General features: G+C 42.8%; 18 protein-coding genes. 12 read left to right on the top strand and 6 right to left on the bottom strand.

All coding sequences use genetic code 11. The annotated features are described in order from the left end of the window. Positions 1–5: 5 nt before the first annotated feature. Entirely contained in the window at positions 6–1,382 is a 1,377-nt protein-coding gene (locus tag BR06_RS0100625) for a PD40 domain-containing protein (RefSeq protein ID WP_031479103.1), read from the top strand. Positions 1,383–1,578: 196 nt separating this feature from the next. Beyond that, the gene (gene pal / locus BR06_RS0100620) at positions 1,579–2,169 is read left to right on the top strand and encodes a peptidoglycan-associated lipoprotein Pal (protein ID WP_031479101.1); all 591 of its coding nucleotides are present in this window, start codon (positions 1,579–1,581) and stop codon (positions 2,167–2,169) included. 108 nt (positions 2,170–2,277) lie between these two features. Here pal and BR06_RS0100615 read toward each other — a convergent pair whose 3' ends face one another. From BR06_RS0100615 to BR06_RS0100600, 4 genes are all read right to left on the bottom strand, one after another. Further along, on the bottom strand, positions 2,278–2,742 hold the full coding sequence (locus BR06_RS0100615) for a phosphatidylglycerophosphatase A family protein (protein ID WP_031479099.1): 465 nt from the start codon (positions 2,740–2,742) through the stop codon (positions 2,278–2,280). A 98-nt stretch (positions 2,743–2,840) separates the two neighbouring features. After that, entirely contained in the window at positions 2,841–3,098 is a 258-nt protein-coding gene (locus BR06_RS0100610; protein WP_031479097.1) for a phage regulatory CII family protein, read from the bottom strand. Positions 3,099–3,291: 193 nt separating this feature from the next. Further along, on the bottom strand, positions 3,292–5,505 hold the full coding sequence (locus BR06_RS0100605; RefSeq protein ID WP_051676851.1) for a sensor domain-containing protein: 2,214 nt from the start codon (positions 5,503–5,505) through the stop codon (positions 3,292–3,294). Between the two features lie 126 nt (positions 5,506–5,631). Next, a complete protein-coding gene (locus BR06_RS0100600) occupies positions 5,632–6,237 on the bottom strand; it encodes a Maf family protein (protein ID WP_156952626.1) in 606 nt (201 codons plus the stop codon). Positions 6,238–6,463: 226 nt separating this feature from the next. Between BR06_RS0100600 and BR06_RS0100595 the strand changes: the two genes are divergently transcribed. The 5 genes from BR06_RS0100595 (at position 6,464) to BR06_RS0100575 (ending at position 11,855) form a co-directional block, all read left to right on the top strand. Then, complete coding sequence (locus BR06_RS0100595) at positions 6,464–7,420, top strand: MBL fold metallo-hydrolase (RefSeq protein WP_031479091.1); 957 nt, start codon at positions 6,464–6,466, stop codon at positions 7,418–7,420. A 181-nt stretch (positions 7,421–7,601) separates the two neighbouring features. Next, a complete protein-coding gene (locus BR06_RS0100590) occupies positions 7,602–8,327 on the top strand; it encodes an OmpA/MotB family protein (protein ID WP_031479089.1) in 726 nt (241 codons plus the stop codon). A gap of 12 nt (positions 8,328–8,339) precedes the next feature. After that, complete coding sequence (locus BR06_RS0100585) at positions 8,340–9,203, top strand: motility protein A (RefSeq protein ID WP_031479087.1); 864 nt, start codon at positions 8,340–8,342, stop codon at positions 9,201–9,203. A 235-nt stretch (positions 9,204–9,438) separates the two neighbouring features. Then, positions 9,439–10,386: a glucokinase gene (locus BR06_RS0100580; RefSeq protein WP_031479085.1), complete on the top strand. Its 948-nt coding sequence runs from the start codon at positions 9,439–9,441 to the stop codon at positions 10,384–10,386. A 35-nt stretch (positions 10,387–10,421) separates the two neighbouring features. After that, positions 10,422–11,855: a dihydrolipoyl dehydrogenase family protein gene (locus tag BR06_RS0100575; protein ID WP_031479083.1), complete on the top strand. Its 1,434-nt coding sequence runs from the start codon at positions 10,422–10,424 to the stop codon at positions 11,853–11,855. A gap of 5 nt (positions 11,856–11,860) precedes the next feature. Here BR06_RS0100575 and BR06_RS0100570 read toward each other — a convergent pair whose 3' ends face one another. Then, the gene (locus BR06_RS0100570) at positions 11,861–13,801 is read right to left on the bottom strand and encodes a S9 family peptidase (RefSeq protein ID WP_031479081.1); all 1,941 of its coding nucleotides are present in this window, start codon (positions 13,799–13,801) and stop codon (positions 11,861–11,863) included. Positions 13,802–13,819: 18 nt separating this feature from the next. Beyond that, positions 13,820–14,905, bottom strand: a complete 1,086-nt coding sequence (locus BR06_RS0100565; RefSeq protein WP_031479079.1) for a GGDEF domain-containing protein — start codon at positions 14,903–14,905, stop codon at positions 13,820–13,822. Between the two features lie 253 nt (positions 14,906–15,158). Between BR06_RS0100565 and gpt the strand changes: the two genes are divergently transcribed. The 5 genes from gpt (at position 15,159) to BR06_RS0100540 (ending at position 20,484) form a co-directional block, all read left to right on the top strand. Beyond that, complete coding sequence (gpt, locus tag BR06_RS0100560; protein ID WP_031479077.1) at positions 15,159–15,644, top strand: xanthine phosphoribosyltransferase; 486 nt, start codon at positions 15,159–15,161, stop codon at positions 15,642–15,644. Positions 15,645–15,822: 178 nt separating this feature from the next. After that, positions 15,823–16,899 carry a BMP family ABC transporter substrate-binding protein gene (locus tag BR06_RS0100555; RefSeq protein ID WP_031479075.1) on the top strand — a complete coding sequence of 359 codons (1,077 nt, stop codon included), beginning with the start codon at positions 15,823–15,825 and terminating at the stop codon, positions 16,897–16,899. 9 nt (positions 16,900–16,908) lie between these two features. Next, entirely contained in the window at positions 16,909–17,967 is a 1,059-nt protein-coding gene (locus tag BR06_RS0100550) for an ABC transporter permease (protein WP_031479073.1), read from the top strand. 45 nt (positions 17,968–18,012) lie between these two features. Then, positions 18,013–18,933, top strand: coding sequence for an ABC transporter permease (locus tag BR06_RS0100545; protein ID WP_031479071.1), 921 nt, complete (start codon positions 18,013–18,015; stop codon positions 18,931–18,933). Between the two features lie 9 nt (positions 18,934–18,942). After that, positions 18,943–20,484, top strand: a complete 1,542-nt coding sequence (locus BR06_RS0100540; RefSeq protein ID WP_031479069.1) for an ABC transporter ATP-binding protein — start codon at positions 18,943–18,945, stop codon at positions 20,482–20,484. Positions 20,485–20,663: the final 179 nt, after the last annotated feature.

The raw sequence follows: 20,663 nt of genomic DNA, 5'->3' as shown, positions 1-20,663 counted from the left end.
ATATTATGAGCAAAAGAATTTATTCTTGTTTACACAGTGTTAAAGTTATTCTTGTTGCGACAATCATATCTTTGATGTTTGCAACAGGTAATGTCCGCGCTGCAGATACTCTTACAGTTGATATCTTCGGTCCGGGACAACGGAAAGTTAACATTATATTGCTGCCTCCTCAGACTTTGCCGGAAGGTAAATATAAAGGCGCAAAGGACAGAGATCTGCCTCTGCCGTCTGAGGCTGGAGCTTTCAGTCAGGACATTCGCAAGAATCTGACTTTCCTTCCATTTTTAAATTCAGTTCCTGTTGGCGATATTCTGGGCGGAGACCCTGCTCGTGGTGTTAAGCCTGGCGATGTGGATCTTAAACCGTTACGTCTGTCAAAGGTAGATTTAGTGCTGACTACGGGCTGGGAAGTTTTACCTAACGGTAAAAAGAACCTGAGTATCCGGGTTATCGGAACATTTAATGGACGTACAATTCTTGGTAAACGATACTCTAATGTCACTGAAGAGCTGCTGCCGCTAATTGCAGACAGGTATTGTTCTCATCTGATGATGATACTTACAGGGCGCTCCGGATTTTTCGATTCATCCATTGCATTTGTGCGCAAGAACGGAAAAAATAAAGAGATCTTCACTGTAAATCCTCAGGGTAGGAATCTTCGTCAGGTCAGTTCACTTGGCGGTATTAATCTAAGTCCTAACTGGGCTCCTGATGGGATGAAACTAGTTTTTACAAGACTTGGCTCGAGGCAACATCTACTTTGCATATGGGATAAATCTACAGGCAAAATTGATCAAAAAGCCTTCGCTGGTAATACCGTAATCGGGCCGACATTCTTGCCTGACGGAAATCTTGCCGCGACCCTGACTTTAAATGGCGATTCCGATATTTTCCTTATCAATGGTAGTTATAAGCCCAAGCGTGCCTTGGCAAAAAGCTGGGCAATTGAAGTTTCTCCGGATTTTGACAAGACAGCCAGTAAAATGGTTTTTACTTCCGGTCGTTTCGGAAATCCGCATATTTTCATGCTTGATATGGCGAGTGGGCAGGTTGACCGTGTAACACGTAAAGGGAAGTACAATACAAACCCTACAATCAGTCCTGATGGCCGGTTTGTTGCTTTTTCCCGTCAAACACCTTTAGGGCACAGAATTTTCGTTCACGACATGAATTCAGGCAGTGAACGCCAGCTTACTTTTGGCCCCGGTAATGATGAAGATCCTGCGTTTGGGCCGGATGGGTACTTTTTAGCTTTTTCATCCAGTAGAGCTGGTGAATATAAAATTTACCTAACTACGCGTCATGGGGATGCTGCCATGATGGTTCCTACTGGGGTGGGGATTGCAACCGCTCCTGCTTGGGGAAAGGCCACTAAGTCTTAATTATGTAGTCTTTTATTACGTTTTTTGTTGATAATATGTGTTTAATTTCAAATTTTAACAGATCTGTTTCCGTGATGACTTGATTTTTTCACAAAACACTTTAGGGTCTAAGCATCGGAAGTTAAAAAATTTAAGAGTTTTTTCCACTTGGTGTGGACAATCTCCTGTCCTTTAAAGTTCCTTTTCAGGAGGGCAAATGAAAGCTAGAGCTATAATTTTGTGTGTTGCGTTCATGTTGATCGCCGGTCTGGGTGCCGGTTGTTCTAAAAAGCGTGTTGAGTCTAATACTGCGACACCAGCTGTAGAACAAAGAATGGAAAACCAGCAGGAAAAGGAAAGAGTAAGGCAGGAAGAACAAGCCAGAATGGAAAGAGAGAGAGAGCTTCAGGAACAGGCGCTTGAAGAAGAACGTCTAGCTGCTGAAGCTGCTAGAGAGTTTGAAGACGTTGTCGTTAAACTTGGTAATATCATCCACTTTGATTTCGATTCCTTTGAAATTAAACCAGAATATCGTCCGCTACTTCAGACCAAGGCAGAGCTTCTTAAGCAATATGCCAACGTAACAATTGTTATTGAAGGTTACTGTGATGAACGCGGAACCGAAGAGTATAACCTTGCCCTTGGTGAGCGTCGTGCCCGTGCAGCGTATGAATTTTTGATTCTGCTTGGAGTAGCTCCGGAAAGGCTTAGCATTGTAAGCTTCGGAGAGGAAAATCCAATAGACACAGCTCATAATGAAACTGCCTGGGAAATGAACCGTAGAGCGCAGTTTAGATTGACTTACTAGTTGATCAAAAACGACCGCTTTAATTTTAGATAATTTAAAGTCCCTGCTTTCAATGAAAGCAGGGACTTTTTCTATGGAATCTGGGGGGATTCTATTCACTGTTAAGAACTATATCATTCTAAAAAGCCAAAGTGCGATTGCTGCATAGACTCCTGCAAAAACATCATCAATCATAACTCCCCAGCCAGATTTTAGCCACTTTTCTGATTGCTTAATGGGCCATGGTTTCAGAATGTCAAATATTCTGAAAAATACAAACCCTACTATGAGCTGTGATCCTGTCATCAGCCCGAAGGGCAGGTATGTAATCCACTGTCCAAGCACCTCGTCAATGATGACACAACCCGGGTCTTTCTTTCCTAACTGAACTTCAGCTTCAGAAGAAGCCATAGCTCCAAATATGAAAATGAAGGCTAGGATGAGGACTTTGACGGCGAATGGGAAGGGGTAGAAACAGAATGGTGCACAGATTGCTGCAACTGCGGACCCCCATGTTCCCGGAGCTTTTGGGAGAAAGCCTACTGGTCCGAGTGTGGCGATATTAACAAGTATTTTGCTGTGTATTTTTTTCATAGATACATTATCAGCTTAATGGAGAAAAAAGTCCAGAATAGCAAAGGCCTGAACTGAATAAACAGTCCAGGCTTATAAGAAGTATATTCGAAGAAAGATTAAGCTTGGTGCGCGTTGTTTGGCTTAATTGTATATCCAATGCTTTTAGCCATATGTTCAAGAAGTTTAACTTCGTTTGTAGCTTTTAGGATATCAAGTAAAGTGCCCGCCCCAAGTTTCGCATTCTGATCAAAAGGATTGATTTCTCTCAGAAGTGTTGAATACGGCTTTCCTATGTTTTGAGCTACTTCTTTGGCAGGTTTGTTGCCTTCGAGTACCACGTCTTGGGTCATTTTAGTGATAGATTCAAGATTCATTCTAATTCTCCTTCATTAAATGCAGATCGTCTTACTTGGACACTGTGTGTCTCTAGTATTTAAAATATCAAATTATGAAGAAGTGTAAACTAGCTGAACTATGTATTTTGACTCGAATAGGTAGTAACTATTGGTAGGGTTTTTTGAAACAGTCAGGGGTTATGGGTGGGGTTCTTCTCAATGGGGGTGGGCCTTAGCTGTTTTGATCATTCAAATAAGTCAGAAAGTCGCTTTTGGGCAGGGGTTTTGTATAGTAAAAACCCTGTATTAGATTACACCCTTCGTTTCGAAGTAATGTTATCTGATTTTCCTGCTCAACACCTTCAGCAATAACTTCAAGACCCATCTTGCTTGCCATGCTGATTATTGCAGAAACTATAGCCATATCATTTTCATCATCTGAAATGTCGTTTATAAATGATCTATCAATTTTGAGGGTGTGGATTGGGAGAGTTTTCAGGTAGCTGAGTGAAGAGTAGCCTGTACCGAAATCATCAATGGCAATTTGTATTCCGGTTGAGTTTAAGATGTTTAAAAGGGATATCTTCTTCTCTACATTTTTCATGATAAGTGACTCAGTTATTTCAATTTCAAGCTGATTATGATTCACTTTATGCGCGCTAAGGGCACTTATAATTTTGCTTGTGAAATAGAGATCTTCAAGCTCTTTTGCTGAAACATTAACTGAAACTATTAAACCATCGTGTCCTGCTTTTTCCCATGTTTCCATGTCGCGAAGGGCTATTTGTAAAATTTGATTATCGATGTCGCCAATTAGGTTAAGGTTTTCGGCAATATCTATGAATTGGTTTGGCGGAATAATTTCACCATCTTTTTTTACCCAGCGCGCAAGTGCTTCCATTCCATAAATTTTGCCAGTTATGGAATTTATTTTGGCCTGATAAAAAGGTACAAACTCTCCATTCGCTAACCCTTTGCGGATTGCAGATTCCATGTCAATTTTATTCTGCGCCCGAACTTGCATTTCGGTTGTGTAAAATCGGACTTCCCCTCCGTTTCCGTTTTCTAATTTCATTTGATGCATAGCTGTGTCAGCATGCTGCAGAAGTAATTCCGGGGTGTCAGCATCATCAGGGTAAGTCGAAATTCCAATGCTGGCATTCAAGAAAATATCGTGGTTTTGAATTTTAAAAGGATCTAAGAATAGCCCTTTAATTTTTCTGGATAAAGACATCAGTGAATTAATACTATCGTAGTTCACCAAGCCTATCGCAAATTCGTCGCTTCCAATTCTTGCGAAAAGGTCTGACTGGCTGATTGTTTCTTTAATTCTCTCAGTAAAAACTTTAAGGAGTTCATCGCCGACAGAGTAACCTAAGGAATCATTAACTTTTTTAAAATCATCAAAATCAATGTATAATAGCGCTAGCTGGCATCCATTTTTTGCGCATTTAACGATCTCTGTTCTAAGTCTGTCTGAAAAAAGCCTACGGTTAGGGAGGTTTGTCAGAGCATCATGGTAGGCGTAGAAATTTATTTTTTCCTCTTTGCGCTTAAGTTCGCTCACATCGTTATTTACACCTACGTAATGAGTTATGATCCCATCGGAATCATAAATAGCACTTATGCTGAGCCGTTGTGGGTATATTTCGCCATTTTTACGTCTGTTCCAGAGTTCTCCATCCCATTTGCCTGTTTTCAGCAAAGATTTCCACATCTCTTGATAGAAAGAATCGTCGTGATAATCGGATTTTAATATGCGCGGATTTTCACCAACTATTTCATCAAAAGTGTAGCCGGTGATCTCTGTGAAGGAAGGGTTGATCTGTAGCGCTGCGCCCGTTGCATCGGTGATTATGACACCGTCTAGTGTATTTTTAAATACATGGTTCATAAACTGTAAATTTTCATTGGCATCGTGCAGAGTCTTTTCTTGAACTATATTATGCTCTTTGAGCTCTTCGCGCACCCTTTCTAGCTCGTGCTCAATGATTTTTCTCTCTGTGATATCCGCTGCAATAGCGCCAACTCCGACCAGTTTGTTGCTGGCACTGAATATAGGGAATCTTTTTGCTAGAAATGTAAAAACTTCTCCATTCTGATTAGGCAAAGCCACTTCAAAAGCAATATGTTCTCCCTTGGGAAGCTTCAGGGCTAGTTTGTCATAGTGGTCGACTAGGGAAATTTTTTCAGGGATAGCCTTGCCATGGTAAACTTCTTGAGTGGTTTTACCTACTATCTGATCAAGGCATTTAAAGTCGCCGTAATTCAAAAAAGACTTATTTACAGTAACATATCTGAGTGAAGTGTCTTTAATCGTCACCACATGATCCGCGCTATCTAGAAAAAGCTTTAGAATGTCTGGATGACCGGAAACTTTTCTAGTGAATAGCTCTGATTCATTAACACTTCTGTGTGGATCTATGTCTTTTTTATTTTGTGGCATTTTTACTTATGTAAAAAGTTAAACTACATTTGCATTAAAAAATTAGCATTCAGATAAAAATATCGCAATGCTTTACAAAGAACTATGTCATAAGGACACATAATCTAGAACAAATGATATTATAAATTATTCAGTGCTGATCGGGCAGACAGCTTTTAGTGAAATCAAAGATTCCATTATGCGTGCTAAAGGTAGTCCTACGACATTCGTGTAAGATCCACATATCCCCTTAACTAAAAAGGCTCCCTGTCCCTGAATTGCATAAGCTCCGGCTTTATCATCAGGTTCTCCGGTTGCCACATAGGCTCTAATTGCGGCTATGTCACAGTTGATAAATTCAACATCCGTCGTAACTGCGTAGCTTATTTCATCGCCATTTTTAGAAATTAGAGCGCAGCCTGTAATGACTTTGTGGGATCTTCCGCAGAGGCTTTTTATCATTTCAACTGCATTATTTCGATCGCGTGGTTTACCTAGGATATCTAAATCTCTAGCGACAATTGTGTCTGCACCGATTACAAGGGTGCCCGGGCATGACTTCGCAACGTTCCGTGCTTTCATCAGAGCCATTTCAATTGCATAGTCTTCAGGTAATTGTCCTGGTTCAGCGGAGGGTTCTTCGCATGTAGCAGGACTGATTTTAAATTTCAAACCTACAGAACTTAGTAGTTCATCCCTTCGCGGTGAACCAGACCCTAGCGTCAACGGGCTAAGAGTTTCATATATTTTCATTTTTATATTATATTTGATTGCTTCACAGTTACATGTTTTAAATTGATTAATCATTTCAAGCTAATAATGAAAGATTGTCAAGCAGGGGTGCTAGCACTTCGTTGTTATACTTTCAGTGGGAGCGTATAGGAGAGTAACAGGTGTGTGTTATTATTGCTAATGACCTGTTGCACTTTTTATGATCTATATGTAATGATATTATGAATGTAAGATTAGGAGTTAATGAATGAAAGTTTGTATATGGGGAGCTAGAGGCTCTCTACCTGCCACATATAATGCTGACAGAGCTAGAGCGAAAGTTAAAGCTGCGCTTGAGATAGCTGTTGCTCGCGGCGTAGATTCGTCTACCGATATCGATTCATTCATTGACAATGAACTACCTTTTTCCGTGCGTGGTTCATACGGCACGAATACTCCTTGTATTCAGATCGGAACCACTGGAGATGATTATCTTATTTGCGATTGTGGAACTGGACTCCGTGATCTGGGTAACGTAATCATGGCGGAGCGCGCAGGTAGGACAGGCGCTCATATCCATATTCTAATTTCGCACCTTCATTGGGACCATTTGCAAGGGTTTCCATTTTTTATTCCCGCATATATGAAGGGAAACAAAATTTCGTTTTACGGTGGACACCCCACTCTTGAAAAAGCTTTCCGCAATCAGCAGAGCGCCCCTTTCTTTCCTGTTAAGTTTGATCAATTGGCCGCAGATATTGATTTTACACGCCTTAGAAGTGGTCAGCAATTTGAAATTGCAGGCATTAATATTAAGGTAAAAGCTCAGTATCATCCGGGTGGATCATACGGTTATCGATTTGAGAAAGACGGTAAATCAGCCGTTTATTCAACTGATTGTGAACATAAAAGTGCAACCGCGCTTGCTGATACCGGATTTGTAGAATTCTTTAAAGATGCGGATCTATTAATAATGGATGCTCAGTATTCATTTGCTGAGGCTAATTCCATTAAAGAAGATTGGGGCCATTCCAATAATATTATCGCGGTAGAGTTGTCTGGCTATGCCGGAGTCAAAACTCTATGTCTGTTTCATCAGGAACCTGTGCTTGATGATTTTCAGTTGGATAAATTTCTCCAAGATACAAGGGCCTACGCTGAGCTGGCTGAACGTAAACCTGATAATATAATAATGGCCCAAGATGGCCTTTGTATAAATCTCTGATTTTTGTCTTGATATCTCCTCTGTTCTCTTTTTGACACTTTCCTATAATTCCTCCTTAATTTACATTTTATTATTTATAAGTACTTATAATAATTGAAGTAATTATTTTGGCATTACCCTTGCTACAGTATTGATGAAACGTTCGGGCGCGGCCTGTATCTTTTGATCATGGAGCAATGGTATGAGAAACGATGAATTTAAATGTGATATAGATTTGATGGAGTTCGGTTCCTCGGATTCTGATACATCCGGCATGAATGGATGGTCTGTTCCTTGGGCTGACCTTATGATGGTAATGTTCGTCCTCTTTGTTGTGCTGTTTATCTACAGCAAGTCTGAGGAAAACATTAAAGTTATTTTTGCAAGCAACGCGCAGTCTAAAGTTTCTCCCACTCCAGTTGATAGTCTCATTGATATGCTTTCCGTTCATCGTCAATCAATGAGCGGCAGCACCAGAGTTCTTTTGGCACCTCAAGATGTTCTTTATCGCAGCAGTGACGGAGCGGTAAGTGTGGGCAGTGAAGATAATGGTCAGATGAAAATCGTCATGCGCGGTGATGCTTTCTTTGCTCCCGGAAAAAGTAGCTTTGAGCCAAAGACTTTGCAATATCTTGCTGAGATATCGGAAGTTCTTACAAAAAATCATCATGCCATACATATCGTCGGTCATACCGATCATAGTGACGTTGCTAAGCTGGAAGCGGGGGCTGCTTTTGAGCTATCCGCAAGCCGCGCCGCAAAAGTAGCACAATATTTAATAAGTGAAAAATCTATCGACCCCGCGCGTATTCTTGTTAGCGGGCGAGGTGGAACCCTTCCTGAGCTCCCGGATACCATGGGTGAAGTTTCAGGTAATAATCGTCGTGTAGAACTTTTCGTCATTAATCCTGACGTCAATGCCAAGTAAGGAGGTAATGTCATGAACAGGAAGAATCTTGTCGGTGTTTCAGTTGCCGCAATAATTTTCATAGGAAGTTTTTGGCTCAGCGGTGGAATCTCGCTCTACTGGAACGCAGCTGCATTTGCTATCGTAATGTCAGGACTGGCTGTAGCGATCATGCTCAGTTACCCCGTAGAACAGCTTACTTCCGCTTTTAAGGTAGTTCAAAATACTTATTCAAGTAGGCTCACTACACACGAAGAAATTGTCGACACCTTGCTTGATTTGAGTGTGCGGTCGCGCATGGATGGTATGCTCTCCCTAGAGAAAGCAGGCGAGCAGACAACCATGGCCTTTCTCAAGAATGGATTGATGTTATTGGTGGATAATTTCACTGAAGATGAAATCAAGGATTGCCTCAAAACTGAAATGTCATTTTTCAATATGCGTAGAAACGAATCTGAACGTGTATTCCAGTCCTTGGCCCGTTTCGCACCAGCATTCGGAGTGGCAGGATCAGTTATTGGTTTGATAGGCCTCTTAATGGGGATTGATAATCCTGCTGTTATTTTAAAGCATATTCCGGTAGCATTTATTTCAACTCTTTATGGGGTAGTTCTCAGCAACATGATTTTCGCGCCTATGGCTGAAACAGTTCGCTGTAGAACCAGAAATGAGCTGATTAACCAGAAAATGATTATGGACGGAATTATTGCCATCAAGAATGAGCAGAATCCGTACAAGTTAGAACGCAAGTTGGTAGCATTTCTTTGCCCCAATAATCGAGAAGGTAAGACCGAAGCCCTTAGGAACATAACTAGAAAGTATATCAAGATGCGTAAGGATGCCAAGGATGGCAAGACCAATATTCTACACGAAATTCCCTTGGTAAAAGCTTCCTGATGACCCTGCACGGTATTGACAGGTGATGGAAGAAGCTCACCAAGCTAGTAAAGCAAAGCCCGAACTGTACTCACATATGAGTCTATGGTTCGGGTTTTTTCATGCCATTTCATATCTCCAATTGAAAAAAGGTATATTACCTGATTTACTTTTTTAATATGACTGTATTAGGGTCAAATATAGTTTTTAAAAAGATCACGATTTACTGGCATAAAATATATGAGGGTACAAGATAATGGGGTTGATTTTAGCTGTTGATATTGGCGGTACAAATAGCAGGTTTGCTGCGTTTCAGGTTGGCGCTGATGGCAAACTTGTAATGAAAGATAAGATATGGCTTTCCAGTACCGCAGTGGATAGCTTCGAAGAGCTTTTAAGTCAGCTTGCGGAAAGCGAATTTCCATATGCGCCCCAAGATTTTGACATGACGGTGATGGCCCTTGCTGGCCCCGTGGAGCAGGGTGTTTATTGCAAGCCTACTAATTTGACGTGGGCTGTGGATATTACCAAGGGAAGCTCGGTTTATGGATTCAAAAAAGCGCGACTGATCAATGATTTTGTCGCACAGGCTTACGCTTGCAGAACCCCAGCGGTTGAGGGTGCAAGTGTTATACAGCAGGGAACTTTTGCTCCCGAAGGAACCTTAGGTGTACTTGGTGCCGGGACTGGTTTTGGGCACTGTGCATTGGTTCCGTGTTCCGGAAGTTTTGTGCCTGTCCCATCTGAAGCGGGGCATATTACCTTTCCCTTCGAATCCTCTGAAGAACTTGATTTCTGCGCTTTTGTGAAGGATCGCAAACAAATTTCGTATTGTTATGGTGACGAGGTTCTCACGGGCAAGGGGCTTAATTCCCTTCATTTGTACCTGACGGGCGAAGATTTAACTCCCCGCGAAGTTGCCAAAAAAATGGCTGAAGGCGGCATCACTTGTGACTGGTATACAAAATTTACAGCGAGATGTTGCCGAAACTATGCACTCAGCATTCTTGCCACCGGTGGGCTGTATATTTCCGGTGGTATTATTGCCAAAAATCCGTTTGTTGTTGAAGGCCCTAGTTTTATCGAGGAATTTACTAGATCTAGTTCCATGAGTAATGTTCTGAATAATATTCCTGTTTTTCTAAATAATAATGAAGATAGTGGTTTGTATGGTTCTGCGTTGCTTGGCGTCTTAGAAAGTTGACTATGAAGTGACCTTTTTTCGCGGGAAGTTATATCATGCCGATTTGCGATTATGATTTAGGGGTTATCGGGGGAGGAGCTGCCGGACTTACTGTTGCAGCAGGCGCGGCTCAGCTTGGAGTTAAAGTATTGCTCATAGAAAAGGAAGAGGTGCTTGGCGGCGACTGTCTTCATTACGGCTGTGTGCCTAGTAAAACTTTAATCCGTACAGCTCGTGTACGTCATTTAATGGGCAAAGCGCAGGATTTTGGTTTGCCTGCTGTGGAATTGCCACCTGTAGATTATTCAAAAGTTTCAGATCGTATTTCATCCGTAGTTTCTGAGATTCAAAAGCATGACTCTGTCGAACGGTTCAATTCGCTTGGAGTAGATGTGCGTTTCGGATCACCATCTTTCGTTGAACAGTATTCAGTACTGATGGGCGGTAAAACCGTTTCCGCTAGATCGTGGGTTGTTGCCACTGGATCGTCCCCTTCCGCTCCTCCAATTCCTGGTCTTGATGATGTACCTTACCTCACTAATATGGACGTTTTTTCCATGCAGGATCTTCCTTCGTCATTAGTAGTGCTTGGCGGTGGCCCGATTGCCGTTGAGATGGCGCAGGCTTTTCAGCGGCTCGGGTGCGAAGTTACTGTTATTCAGCGCAGCAGCCATATTTTGAGTAAAGAAGATGCGGATATGGCTGAGTATGTCATGCAGGGCATGATGGAAGATGGTGTCAAATTCGTTTTGGGAGCTAAAGTTACTCTAGTTAAAAAAAGTGCTGGCGGAGTCGAGGTCGAACTCGAAGAATCCGGTACTCCGCGAGTTATAAAAGGCGCGAAGCTACTTGTCGCTATGGGGCGCAAAGCTAATATTGATGGGCTGGGACTTGATGAAATCGGTATAGCGCACACCAAGGCTGGAATTGATGTTGATGCCAAAATGCGCACTTCGGTCAAAAATATTTATGCGGCGGGTGACGTTACGGGCAAGTATCGTTTTACCCATGCGGCGGGCTATGAGGGCGGAATAATTGTTGCCAACGCTGTTATGCATTTGCCTCGCAAGGCGAATTATAAATGGCTGCCGTGGTGTACTTATTCAGACCCAGAACTTGCAAGTGTGGGGCTTAATGAATCTGCCGCAAAAGCGCAGGGCATTAAGTATAGTACGGTGATTGAAGAATTTTCGGGTAGTGATCGCGCACTTGCAGAAGGAGAGGCGAGGGGGCGTATTAAGATTGTCCTTAACCGTAGAGGAAAGCCGCTCGGAGTGCAGATTGCCGCAGTACATGCTGGAGAACTTCTTGGAGAATGGGTTGCCGCAGTGAATGGCGGTGTCGGGCTGGCAACACTCGCCGGAGCAATTCATCCATATCCGACCATGTCGGAAATGAATAAGAAAGCGGCTGGCAAACTTATTGGTGAAAAGATCTTCTCTGATAATGTCCGTAAAATTTTGCGGAAGTTGTTTTCTTATCGGGGGTAGGATTGCTACTGCAACAAATGCTTGTTTAAAAACACTTCCATTTTTTCATAAAAATCGAATTTGTTTTCCTGATTCATAAAACCGTGGCCTTCGTTTTCTTTAACCATATATTCTACCGCAACACCGCGTTTTTGCAGGGCTTTGACTATCTGGTCAGACTCAGCTTGTTTCACGCGGGGATCATTTGCGCCTTGGGCCACGAAGAGTGGGGCGGTTATTTGGTCCACATGAAAAACGGGAGAAATTTGCGTTAGCAGCTTTTTGTCGCGGATTGGATCGCCTACCATTGCGTAAAAACGTTCACGCGCGGGTTCCCAGTAAGGCGGCAGTGACTCCAGCAATGTGAAAAGGTTTGACGGGCCTACGTAATCAATTCCGCAAGCGTATACATCCGGCGTAAATGTCAGCCCTGCCAAAGTTGCGTATCCGCCATAAGATGCTCCGTATATCGCGACTTTTTTAGGGTTGGCTATGCCGGAATCAACCATCCATTTGACCGCATCAGTCAGGTCGTTTTGCATATTAAGGCCCCATTGCTTGAACCCTTTTTCCCAGAACGATTTTCCGTATCCTGTAGACCCTCTGAAATTGACCTGCATTACTGCAATCCCTCTATTGGTAAGGAACTGAATCTGTGGATCGAATCCCCAATGATCGCGAGCCCATGGACCGCCATGCGGATTTAGTACAACTGGCAGGTTCTTTTGAGGGCCGTTAATAGGCAGGCTGAGGTAGCCGTGAATTGTAAGGCCATCGCGCGAAGTGAAGGATACAGGCTTCATAGCGGACATGCGTGATTCATCCAGCCACGGGCTTACGTCCGCAATCTTTTCAAGCTTCTTACTTGGGATGTCGTAGAGATATCCTGCTCCGAGGCTTTTATCGGAATAGGTACGAACAATCATTTTCGTTTCATCTTTGCTAATGTCTGTGACGACAACTTCGTACTCTGGAAGTAACTTTTCAAGCTCTAACTGAACTTCTTCCCGTTCATCATCAAAAAATACGTAATGGTGCTTGTCGGAATAGTATCCGGCTCCAGTCACAACTTTTCTCTTTTTGGATACGATTAAATTGCTGACATCGACTTCTGGGTGCTCGAAGATCATTGTTTCAAGCTCGTTGTTGTCGGGATTATAGAGATAAATAGCGGTGTTATCTCTATCTATGTTGGTCACGACATAAAATTTGTTGTTATCGAAGTCGAAAAGCAGGGGAGAAAAAGTAGTTCTGAAATCTAGTGTTTTTATGGGAGAAAATTCGTCCTGAGAAGTTTTGCGATAGAGGACGATATCATTGCCGCCCTGTTCTATGATTGCTATCCGCAACACTCCCGCATGATCTGTTATCCAGTGCGTGACGTTACCCGGGTTTTCAGCTTCGAGCGTAAGTTCCCCAGTAACAACATTCAGTTTAAACACGTCAAAAAAACGAGGGTCGCGCTTATTCATGCTTATCAAAATATGTTCGTCATCGTGATCCAGTTCGTCCACAAGGTCCGTTCTAGTATTTTCAAACGGGGTTAAATCCACAGCTCCTCCCCCGTCAATCGGGGCGGAGTAGGTGTGGAAATTTTCGTCTCCGTCTGTGTCCTGCCCGTATATAATATGGCTATTACCAACCCATGAATACCCTGAAACACTACGCTCGGTGCTGGCTGTTATTCTAGTTGTTTCTCCGCTGAATATATCTTTAACGAATATATTCATGCGGTCCTGCCAAGGAGCCGTCCACGCAATTTTGGCGCCGTCAGGAGAAATTGAGAACGCGCTTGCTACCGGATTTTTGAAGAAGTCGCGCAGAGGAATAAACTCTGTTTTGTCGACACGTCCTCCACTCATTTCCATTTTAGTTTTGGTTTCGACTGTGGTTTTTGCGCAAGCTCCAAGACTTAAAAGTAGTGGCAGAAGTGCGATGTAAAAGCAAAGATATTTGTATTTATTCATAGTTGTTACCGCCTAATGTTATTCTTCTGACTGTCCATAAATTGCGACCGATCCTGCACCTCTTATTTTTGAAGACTTGAGTGCCGTTGCAACTTTTTTCATAAGAGTTTCAGACGTGTCGCTCTTTTCGCAAGAAGCAATACCTGTATTAATTTCAAGGTGAATTGCGCTAGCTAATTTATCCATTTTTAATAGCTTGTTAATTTTTACAGTCAAGTGCTCAGCATTTTCGATGGTAGTATGGGGGGCGAGAATTACAAATTTATCACCGCCAACACGAAAGAAACTGTCAGGCCTTCTAAGATTTTTCCGTACAAGACGTGCAAATCTGGAGAGAACTTTATCACCTGCTTTTTGGCCATGTTTCTGGTTTATTTCTTTGAAACCGTGAATGTCCATTTTAATCAGGGTTAGGTCCGAACTGTATCTTGTGGCTGAAGCAATTTCACGGTCCGCCTCTGTATAGAATTTTTTCCTACCGGGTAGATTTGTAAGAGAGTCTCTTTCAGTGAGCTTTTTGATAAGAGCATTCGATTCTTCATGTTCCTGACTCTGTTCTTCCAATCTTCCCTTCATATATGATTGAACCACAAAATATTGGATGAGCACGAAGATACAAATCAAAATTATCAGGCTGTATTCTATTTTTACCTTACTGCGAATAGAAGCTCTAGGTTCATCATTTAGGCTGACCAGTGCTCCGCTAATTGCTTTGTCCAAATTATGCGTTAAGGCGGACAAAGATTGATTTGGCGGAGTTGAGCCTAACTGTGCAGATGCTTTTAAGAACGAGTCTGCCGAATCAACGAGATTCAACTTTTTTGAATTGATAGTTTTGTAAAAAGGGCTGTCCTCTTTAATGTTTTTTAACTTTTCAATCAGAGAAGTCAGCCGTCCAGTCTCATAAGATTTTTGCGATGATGTCTCTTTTTCTGCGATCCTGTAAGCATCAGAACGAATATCTTCCAAATATTGTTTCACAGTTTTAAGCCGTTGTTGCTCAACAACTGTCGTGTGAAATAGAAAAAATGCAGAAATAGCTAACAAAAAAAGTATTGGTAGAATTATTACGCGGTGGATACCTATGGATTCGTTGTTTTTCATTGGCTGGCTTTACCTTGATATAACTTGTTGGAAAAGAAGTTTCATCTGTTTACGAAGTCTTATTATCCTTGCTGTTCGATTATGTAAAATTAAAAATATTATGTATGATTTGTATAATGTGATATTTTTTATGTTGCCCTGATACTTTCCATGGGCTAGGAAAAATCGCGTGGCTGACTGTAAAATCAGCAAAACGATTGATTATGGCTAAGTGACTGTACGTTTTTATAGTGAAATCAAAGGACAAACTGCAATGGCAGACAATTATAAAAAAATGTTTCCTATTTCATGGGATCAATTACATAGAGATTCCAGAGCCTTATCATGGCGTTTGCTTGAACTTGGTCCTTTTAAAGGGATTCTGGCAATCACCCGCGGGGGACTTGTTCCTGCTGCTATCCTAGCGCGCGAACTTGATATAAGGCTTATCGACACAGTTTGTGTTTCAACATATGACTGGAAAGTGCGAGAAAAGAAATCTACTGTGCTTAAAGGTTTTGAAGGTGATGGCGAAGGCTGGCTTCTCGTAGATGACCTTGTCGACACGGGTAAGACAGCTAAATTAGTTAGAGAAATGGTGCCTAAAGCCCATTTTGCTACTGTTTATGCTAAGCCGGAAGGCAGATCTTTGGTAGATACTTTCATCACTGAAGTGAGTCAGGATACTTGGATTTTATTTCCCTGGGATAGCGAAACACAATTTGCTAAACCTATTGTGAAAGTTTCTCAGGACGACTAAATTGTTGCTAAGATTTTATAAATCTTAATTATATTTCAGGTTTACGTGGGGTTTTTGGTGTCGACTAACTTTCGGAAGTTTATCTCCCGGAAGGTAGTTCCGCATTTTCTTTTTTGTTTGCAAGGTGTTTTTTTGTTGTTAAATGAACGGTTTATTTTTTATTCTTAAGGAGTAGATAATGCGTAAGTTAATGATCCTGGTCATCGTAGCGGCAATGTTCGTAATAATGGTGACTGCTTGTTCTGACGTTGAGAAAAAAGATAAACTTAAAGTTGGATTTGTTTATGTTTCACCTGTTGCTGATGCTGGATATTCATACGCTCAGGATCAGGGTCGTATTGCTATTGATAAACTTCCATATGTTGAAACTTCTTTCGTTGAATCCGTTGCTGAAGGAACTGATTCCGAGCGCGTAGTTCTTAACTTCGCACGTAAAGGGTACGATGTAATTTTTGGAACAAGCTTTGGTTACATGGACCCTATGGTCAAAGTTTCCAAGGAATTCCCTAATGTTGCATTCATGCATTGTTCCGGTTTCAAAACCACTCCTAACATGAGCAACTATTTCGGTCGTATGTATCAGGCTCGCTACCTTACAGGTATGGTTGCCGGTATGATGACTAAAGATAACGTCATCGGTTATGTTGCTGCTTTCCCGATTCCTGAAGTAATTCGCGGAATCAACGCTTTTGCTCTCGGTGCACAGGCTGTTAACCCTAAGGCTACCGTTCGCGTTGTATGGACCAAAACTTGGTATAATCCAGGTCTTGAAAAAGACGCAGCTATCAGCCTTCTTGATATGGGCGCTGATGTTATTGCTCAGCATCAGGATTCTCCTGGTCCTCAGGAAGCAGCTCAGGAACGTGGTAAATACTCCATAGGTTACAACTCTGATATGTCCAAGCTTGCTCCTAAATCTCACCTTACCTCCGCTGTATGGAACTGGGCTCCTCTCTTCACAAATGTTGTTGAGCAGGTTCGTGACGGTGTTTGGCAGGGTAACGAGTCTCTCTGGTGGGGCATGGATCAGGGCGTTGTAGATATCTCTCCTTTCAGCTCTATGGTTCCTAAAGAAGTGCAGGACAAAGTTCTTGCTGCTAAAAAAGAAATCAAAGCAGGTAACAACGCTATCTTCGTTGGTCCTATTAAAGATCAGGCGGGTAAAGTTGTAGTTCCTGCCGGACAGACAATGGAAGACGGTAAGCTTCTCGGCATGTCATGGTTTGTCGAAGGCGTCGTTGGAAATACTGAGTAATTATAATTTATGTTGGGTTATCGATTACAAAAGCGCGATGAACCCTGGAGCTGGGGCGCCCCGATTATTGTCGTGGGCGCTCTGGTTCTTTCTTTAGGTTTAAGCGCTCTCCTGCTTGAATTGCAGGGCAAATCAGCTGTGGAAGGACTTTTTGTTCTCTGGCAGGGAGCTTTTGGTACGTCATGGGCTTTGGAAGATGCCATTTTAAAATCTATCCCTATTTTTCTTTGTGCACTTGGTGTTGCGACTGCTTTCAGGATGCAGGTCTGGAATATCGGAGCGGAAGGGCAGTTTGCTTTAGGTGCCATCGGTGCGACTTGGGCGGCTCTCAGTTTTCCCGACCTTCCCGGATATCTGCTTATGCCTTTAATGTTCTTATCGGCCGCGGTTTGTGGTGGATTCTGGGCTTATATCCCAGCCATCTTGCGGCTTAAGTTAAAGGTTAATGAAATCATTTCAACATTGATGCTCAACTATATAGCCATACTGCTACTGGAATATTTGGTTTTCGGAGTATGGAAAGATTCTAAAAGTTACGGCTTTCCGGTTACGCCGGAGTTTACAGGCGGAGCTGTTATCGGGCAGATCGGCGATAGTCGGTTGCACTGGGGTTTTGTCGTTTGTATCGGAGCGGGACTCGGTATGTGGGCGTTTATGCGCTTTACCCGTCTTGGTTTTGATATAAAAGTTGCGGGCGAAGGCCAGCGCGTTGCTATATATTCCCGCTTGCCGTACGGAAAACTTACTATTCTTGTTATGGCAATTTCCGGCGCACTTGCTGGATGGGCTGGGTGTATCGAAACATCCGCAGTCGTGAACAGGCTACAGCCAAGTATTATGGTTGGTTACGGTTATACCGCGATTGTTGTTGCCTGGCTTGCAAGGCTGCATCCTTTATATATAGCGATCTCTGCATATTTGCTTGCTGCACTACGTATCGGAGTAGAAAATATGCAGCTTGAGCTTCAAATTCCTGCTGCGTTCGGGTCGATTATGGAAGGGCTTATTCTTATGTCCGTTCTTGCCGGGCAAATGCTGGTAACTTATAAGATAACACGAAAGAAATAGAAGATTTAGCGTATGCTTAATCTGACGTTTAATCGGGTGATATAAATGCTGGAAAGTTTTATAGTTCCTCTGCTGGCCGCTACTGTGCAGTCCGGTACTCCAATTTTGTACGCTACGCTTGGTGAGATTCTCACCGAAAAGGGCGGAGTGCTTAATCTAGGGGTAGAGGGCATGATGAGTATGGCGGCTTTTGTTGCATTCGCTGTGGCATACACAACGGGAAATCCTTGGCTTGCATTTATTTGTGGCGGCTTGGCAGGAACCATGATGGCAATGCTTCACGGCTTTGTCTGTATCACATGTCTTGGCAATCAGGTTGTCTCTGGTCTTGCGCTAACCATACTCGGAGTGGGGCTTTGCAACTTTTTAGGGACTCCGTTTATTGGCTTAGCTGCACCAGGTTTTTCTAAATTCGCCATTCCGGTTCTTTCGTCTATCCCGTATATTGGGAAAATCTTTTTTAAGCAGGATGCCCTAGTATATTTTTGCTATTTCATTCCGTTTATTTTCATGATCTTTATGAACCGAACCAGTCTGGGTATTGCTATTACTGCTGTAGGTGAAAAGCCGGGCGCAGCTGCTGCGGCAGGGCTTAAATCTATAAGATTGCGCTGGATGGCACTGCTTGGCGGTGGTTTTCTTATCGGTCTTGGCGGTGCATATCTTTCCCTTGCATATACTCACCTTTGGGCAAACGGCCTTGCAGGCGGTAGAGGCTGGATAGCGGTTGCTTTGGTTATCTTTGCTTTCTGGCGGCCCGGAAGAGCTGTGTTCGGTGCATACCTTTTCGGTGGGGTTATGGCCTTCCAACTTAGACTTCAAGCTATAGGCACCCATATTCCTTCTTCACTTTTGCTGATGCTACCTTATGCACTTACGATTCTCGTGCTTATTTTCTCTGCTGTCAGAGGACGCGGGGGGAATGCTCCTGCACACCTCGGAATTAATATCGAGCCGGAAGGATAGGTGGACACTATGAAAGGACCGCAAGATCTAACCCGCCCTGACTCACAAAAAGCTACAGGATTCGCTGATGCCGCTCCGCTCATATCTTTAAAAGGTATAACCAAGCGATTTGGCAAAGTTGTTGCGAATAACGATATTTCACTTGATCTGTACCCCGGTCGCATTAAAGCTTTGCTTGGTGAAAACGGAGCAGGTAAAAGCACATTGATGAATATGCTAGCCGGACGTTTCAAGCCGGATGAAGGGTATATAGAAGTCGATGGAGTGCGCAAAGAATTCACTTCTTCGAAGGATGCCATTAAAGCCGGGATCGGGATGGTTTATCAGCATTTCATGCTGGTGGAGACTATGACGGTAGCCGAGAATGTTCTTCTTGGACAAGAAGGCTCATTCTTCATTAATCCTCGTGAGATGAATAACAGAGTTCGCAAACTCGCCGAAGATTACGAACTCGAAATTGATCCTACAGCTCGTATATCTGATCTTTCTATGGGCGAGAAGCAGCGCGTAGAAATTTTAAAGCTGTTATACAGAGAAAGTCGCGTTCTAATTTTTGATGAGCCTACAGCCGTTCTTACCCCGCGCGAAGCTTTCCGTCTTTTTGAAGCGTTATGGGCAATGACTAGGCTTGGTAAGTCAGTTGTTTTCATCAGCCATAAGCTCGAAGAAGTAATGGCGATAGCTGATGAAGTTGCTATTCTTCGTCGTGGCGAGATCGACGATGAAGTTTCGCGTGAGAAAATTACTTCGAAGGCCGATCTTGCTTGTCGCATGGTTGGTAAAGAAGTTCTCCTTGAAGTGACTAAAGAAGAAGTGGAAATAGGCGAGAAGGTTCTCGAAGTTAAGAATATGACCGGAATCGGTTTGCGTGGCATTAATTTGAATGTCCGTAAAGGCGAGGTCGTTGCTATTGTCGGAGTTGCGGGAAACGGTCAGCAAGAGCTTGTTGAGGGAGTTAGCGGGCTTCGCAAGCCTCCGAAAGATACAATTTTTATTATGAATAAGCCGTGGCGCAAATTCTTTGCGGAGATGACTTGGAATAATTCCATGTCCTACATTCCCGAGGATAGGCTTGATCTTGCTACAGCTAGAAATCTGGACCTTGTGGACAACCTGCTTTTGACAACCGGACAGGGGTTTACCCTCGGACCTTTTCTTCAGCGTGATAAGGCAGCAAAAGTAGCTCAAGAACTTGTTGAAGAGTACGACGTTCGCCCTGGTAGAATTCAGGCCCTCGCATGGCAATTGTCCGGCGGTAATCTTCAGAAGATGGTTCTGGCCCGTGAGCTTTATCGTCAGCCTCATCTTATCGTTGCTGAGCAGCCTACGCAGGGTCTTGATATCTCCGCTACAGAGGAAGTCTGGAACAAGTTGCTGGAAGCCCGCAAAATGGCCGGAATACTGCTTGTAACGGGAGATTTGAGCGAAGCCATTCAATTGGCAGATAGAGTAGCTGTAATGTATTGTGGGCAGATTATGGATGAATTTCCTGTGACTGACATTGCAAAGCTCGATAACATAGGTCTCTTGATGGCTGGTGTTCGCGAATAAACGGTTAATATATAGATTATCACGAATTCTCTTCATGTTTCGCATGGAGGGTTTTTTTTGTTAAATTTCAATTTTGTCTTTATTATGTGGTTTAGTCGGTTTTAAGGCTGTCTATTATTGACAAAAAAAGGGGTTGGCATTCTTTTAGAAAAATATTTATATCTTTTAATTAAGAATTA

It is taken from the genome of Maridesulfovibrio frigidus DSM 17176, from assembly GCF_000711735.1.
GTDB classification, from domain to species: domain Bacteria; phylum Desulfobacterota; class Desulfovibrionia; order Desulfovibrionales; family Desulfovibrionaceae; genus Maridesulfovibrio; species Maridesulfovibrio frigidus.
This window is presented reverse-complemented; position numbering and strand designations above follow the sequence as displayed.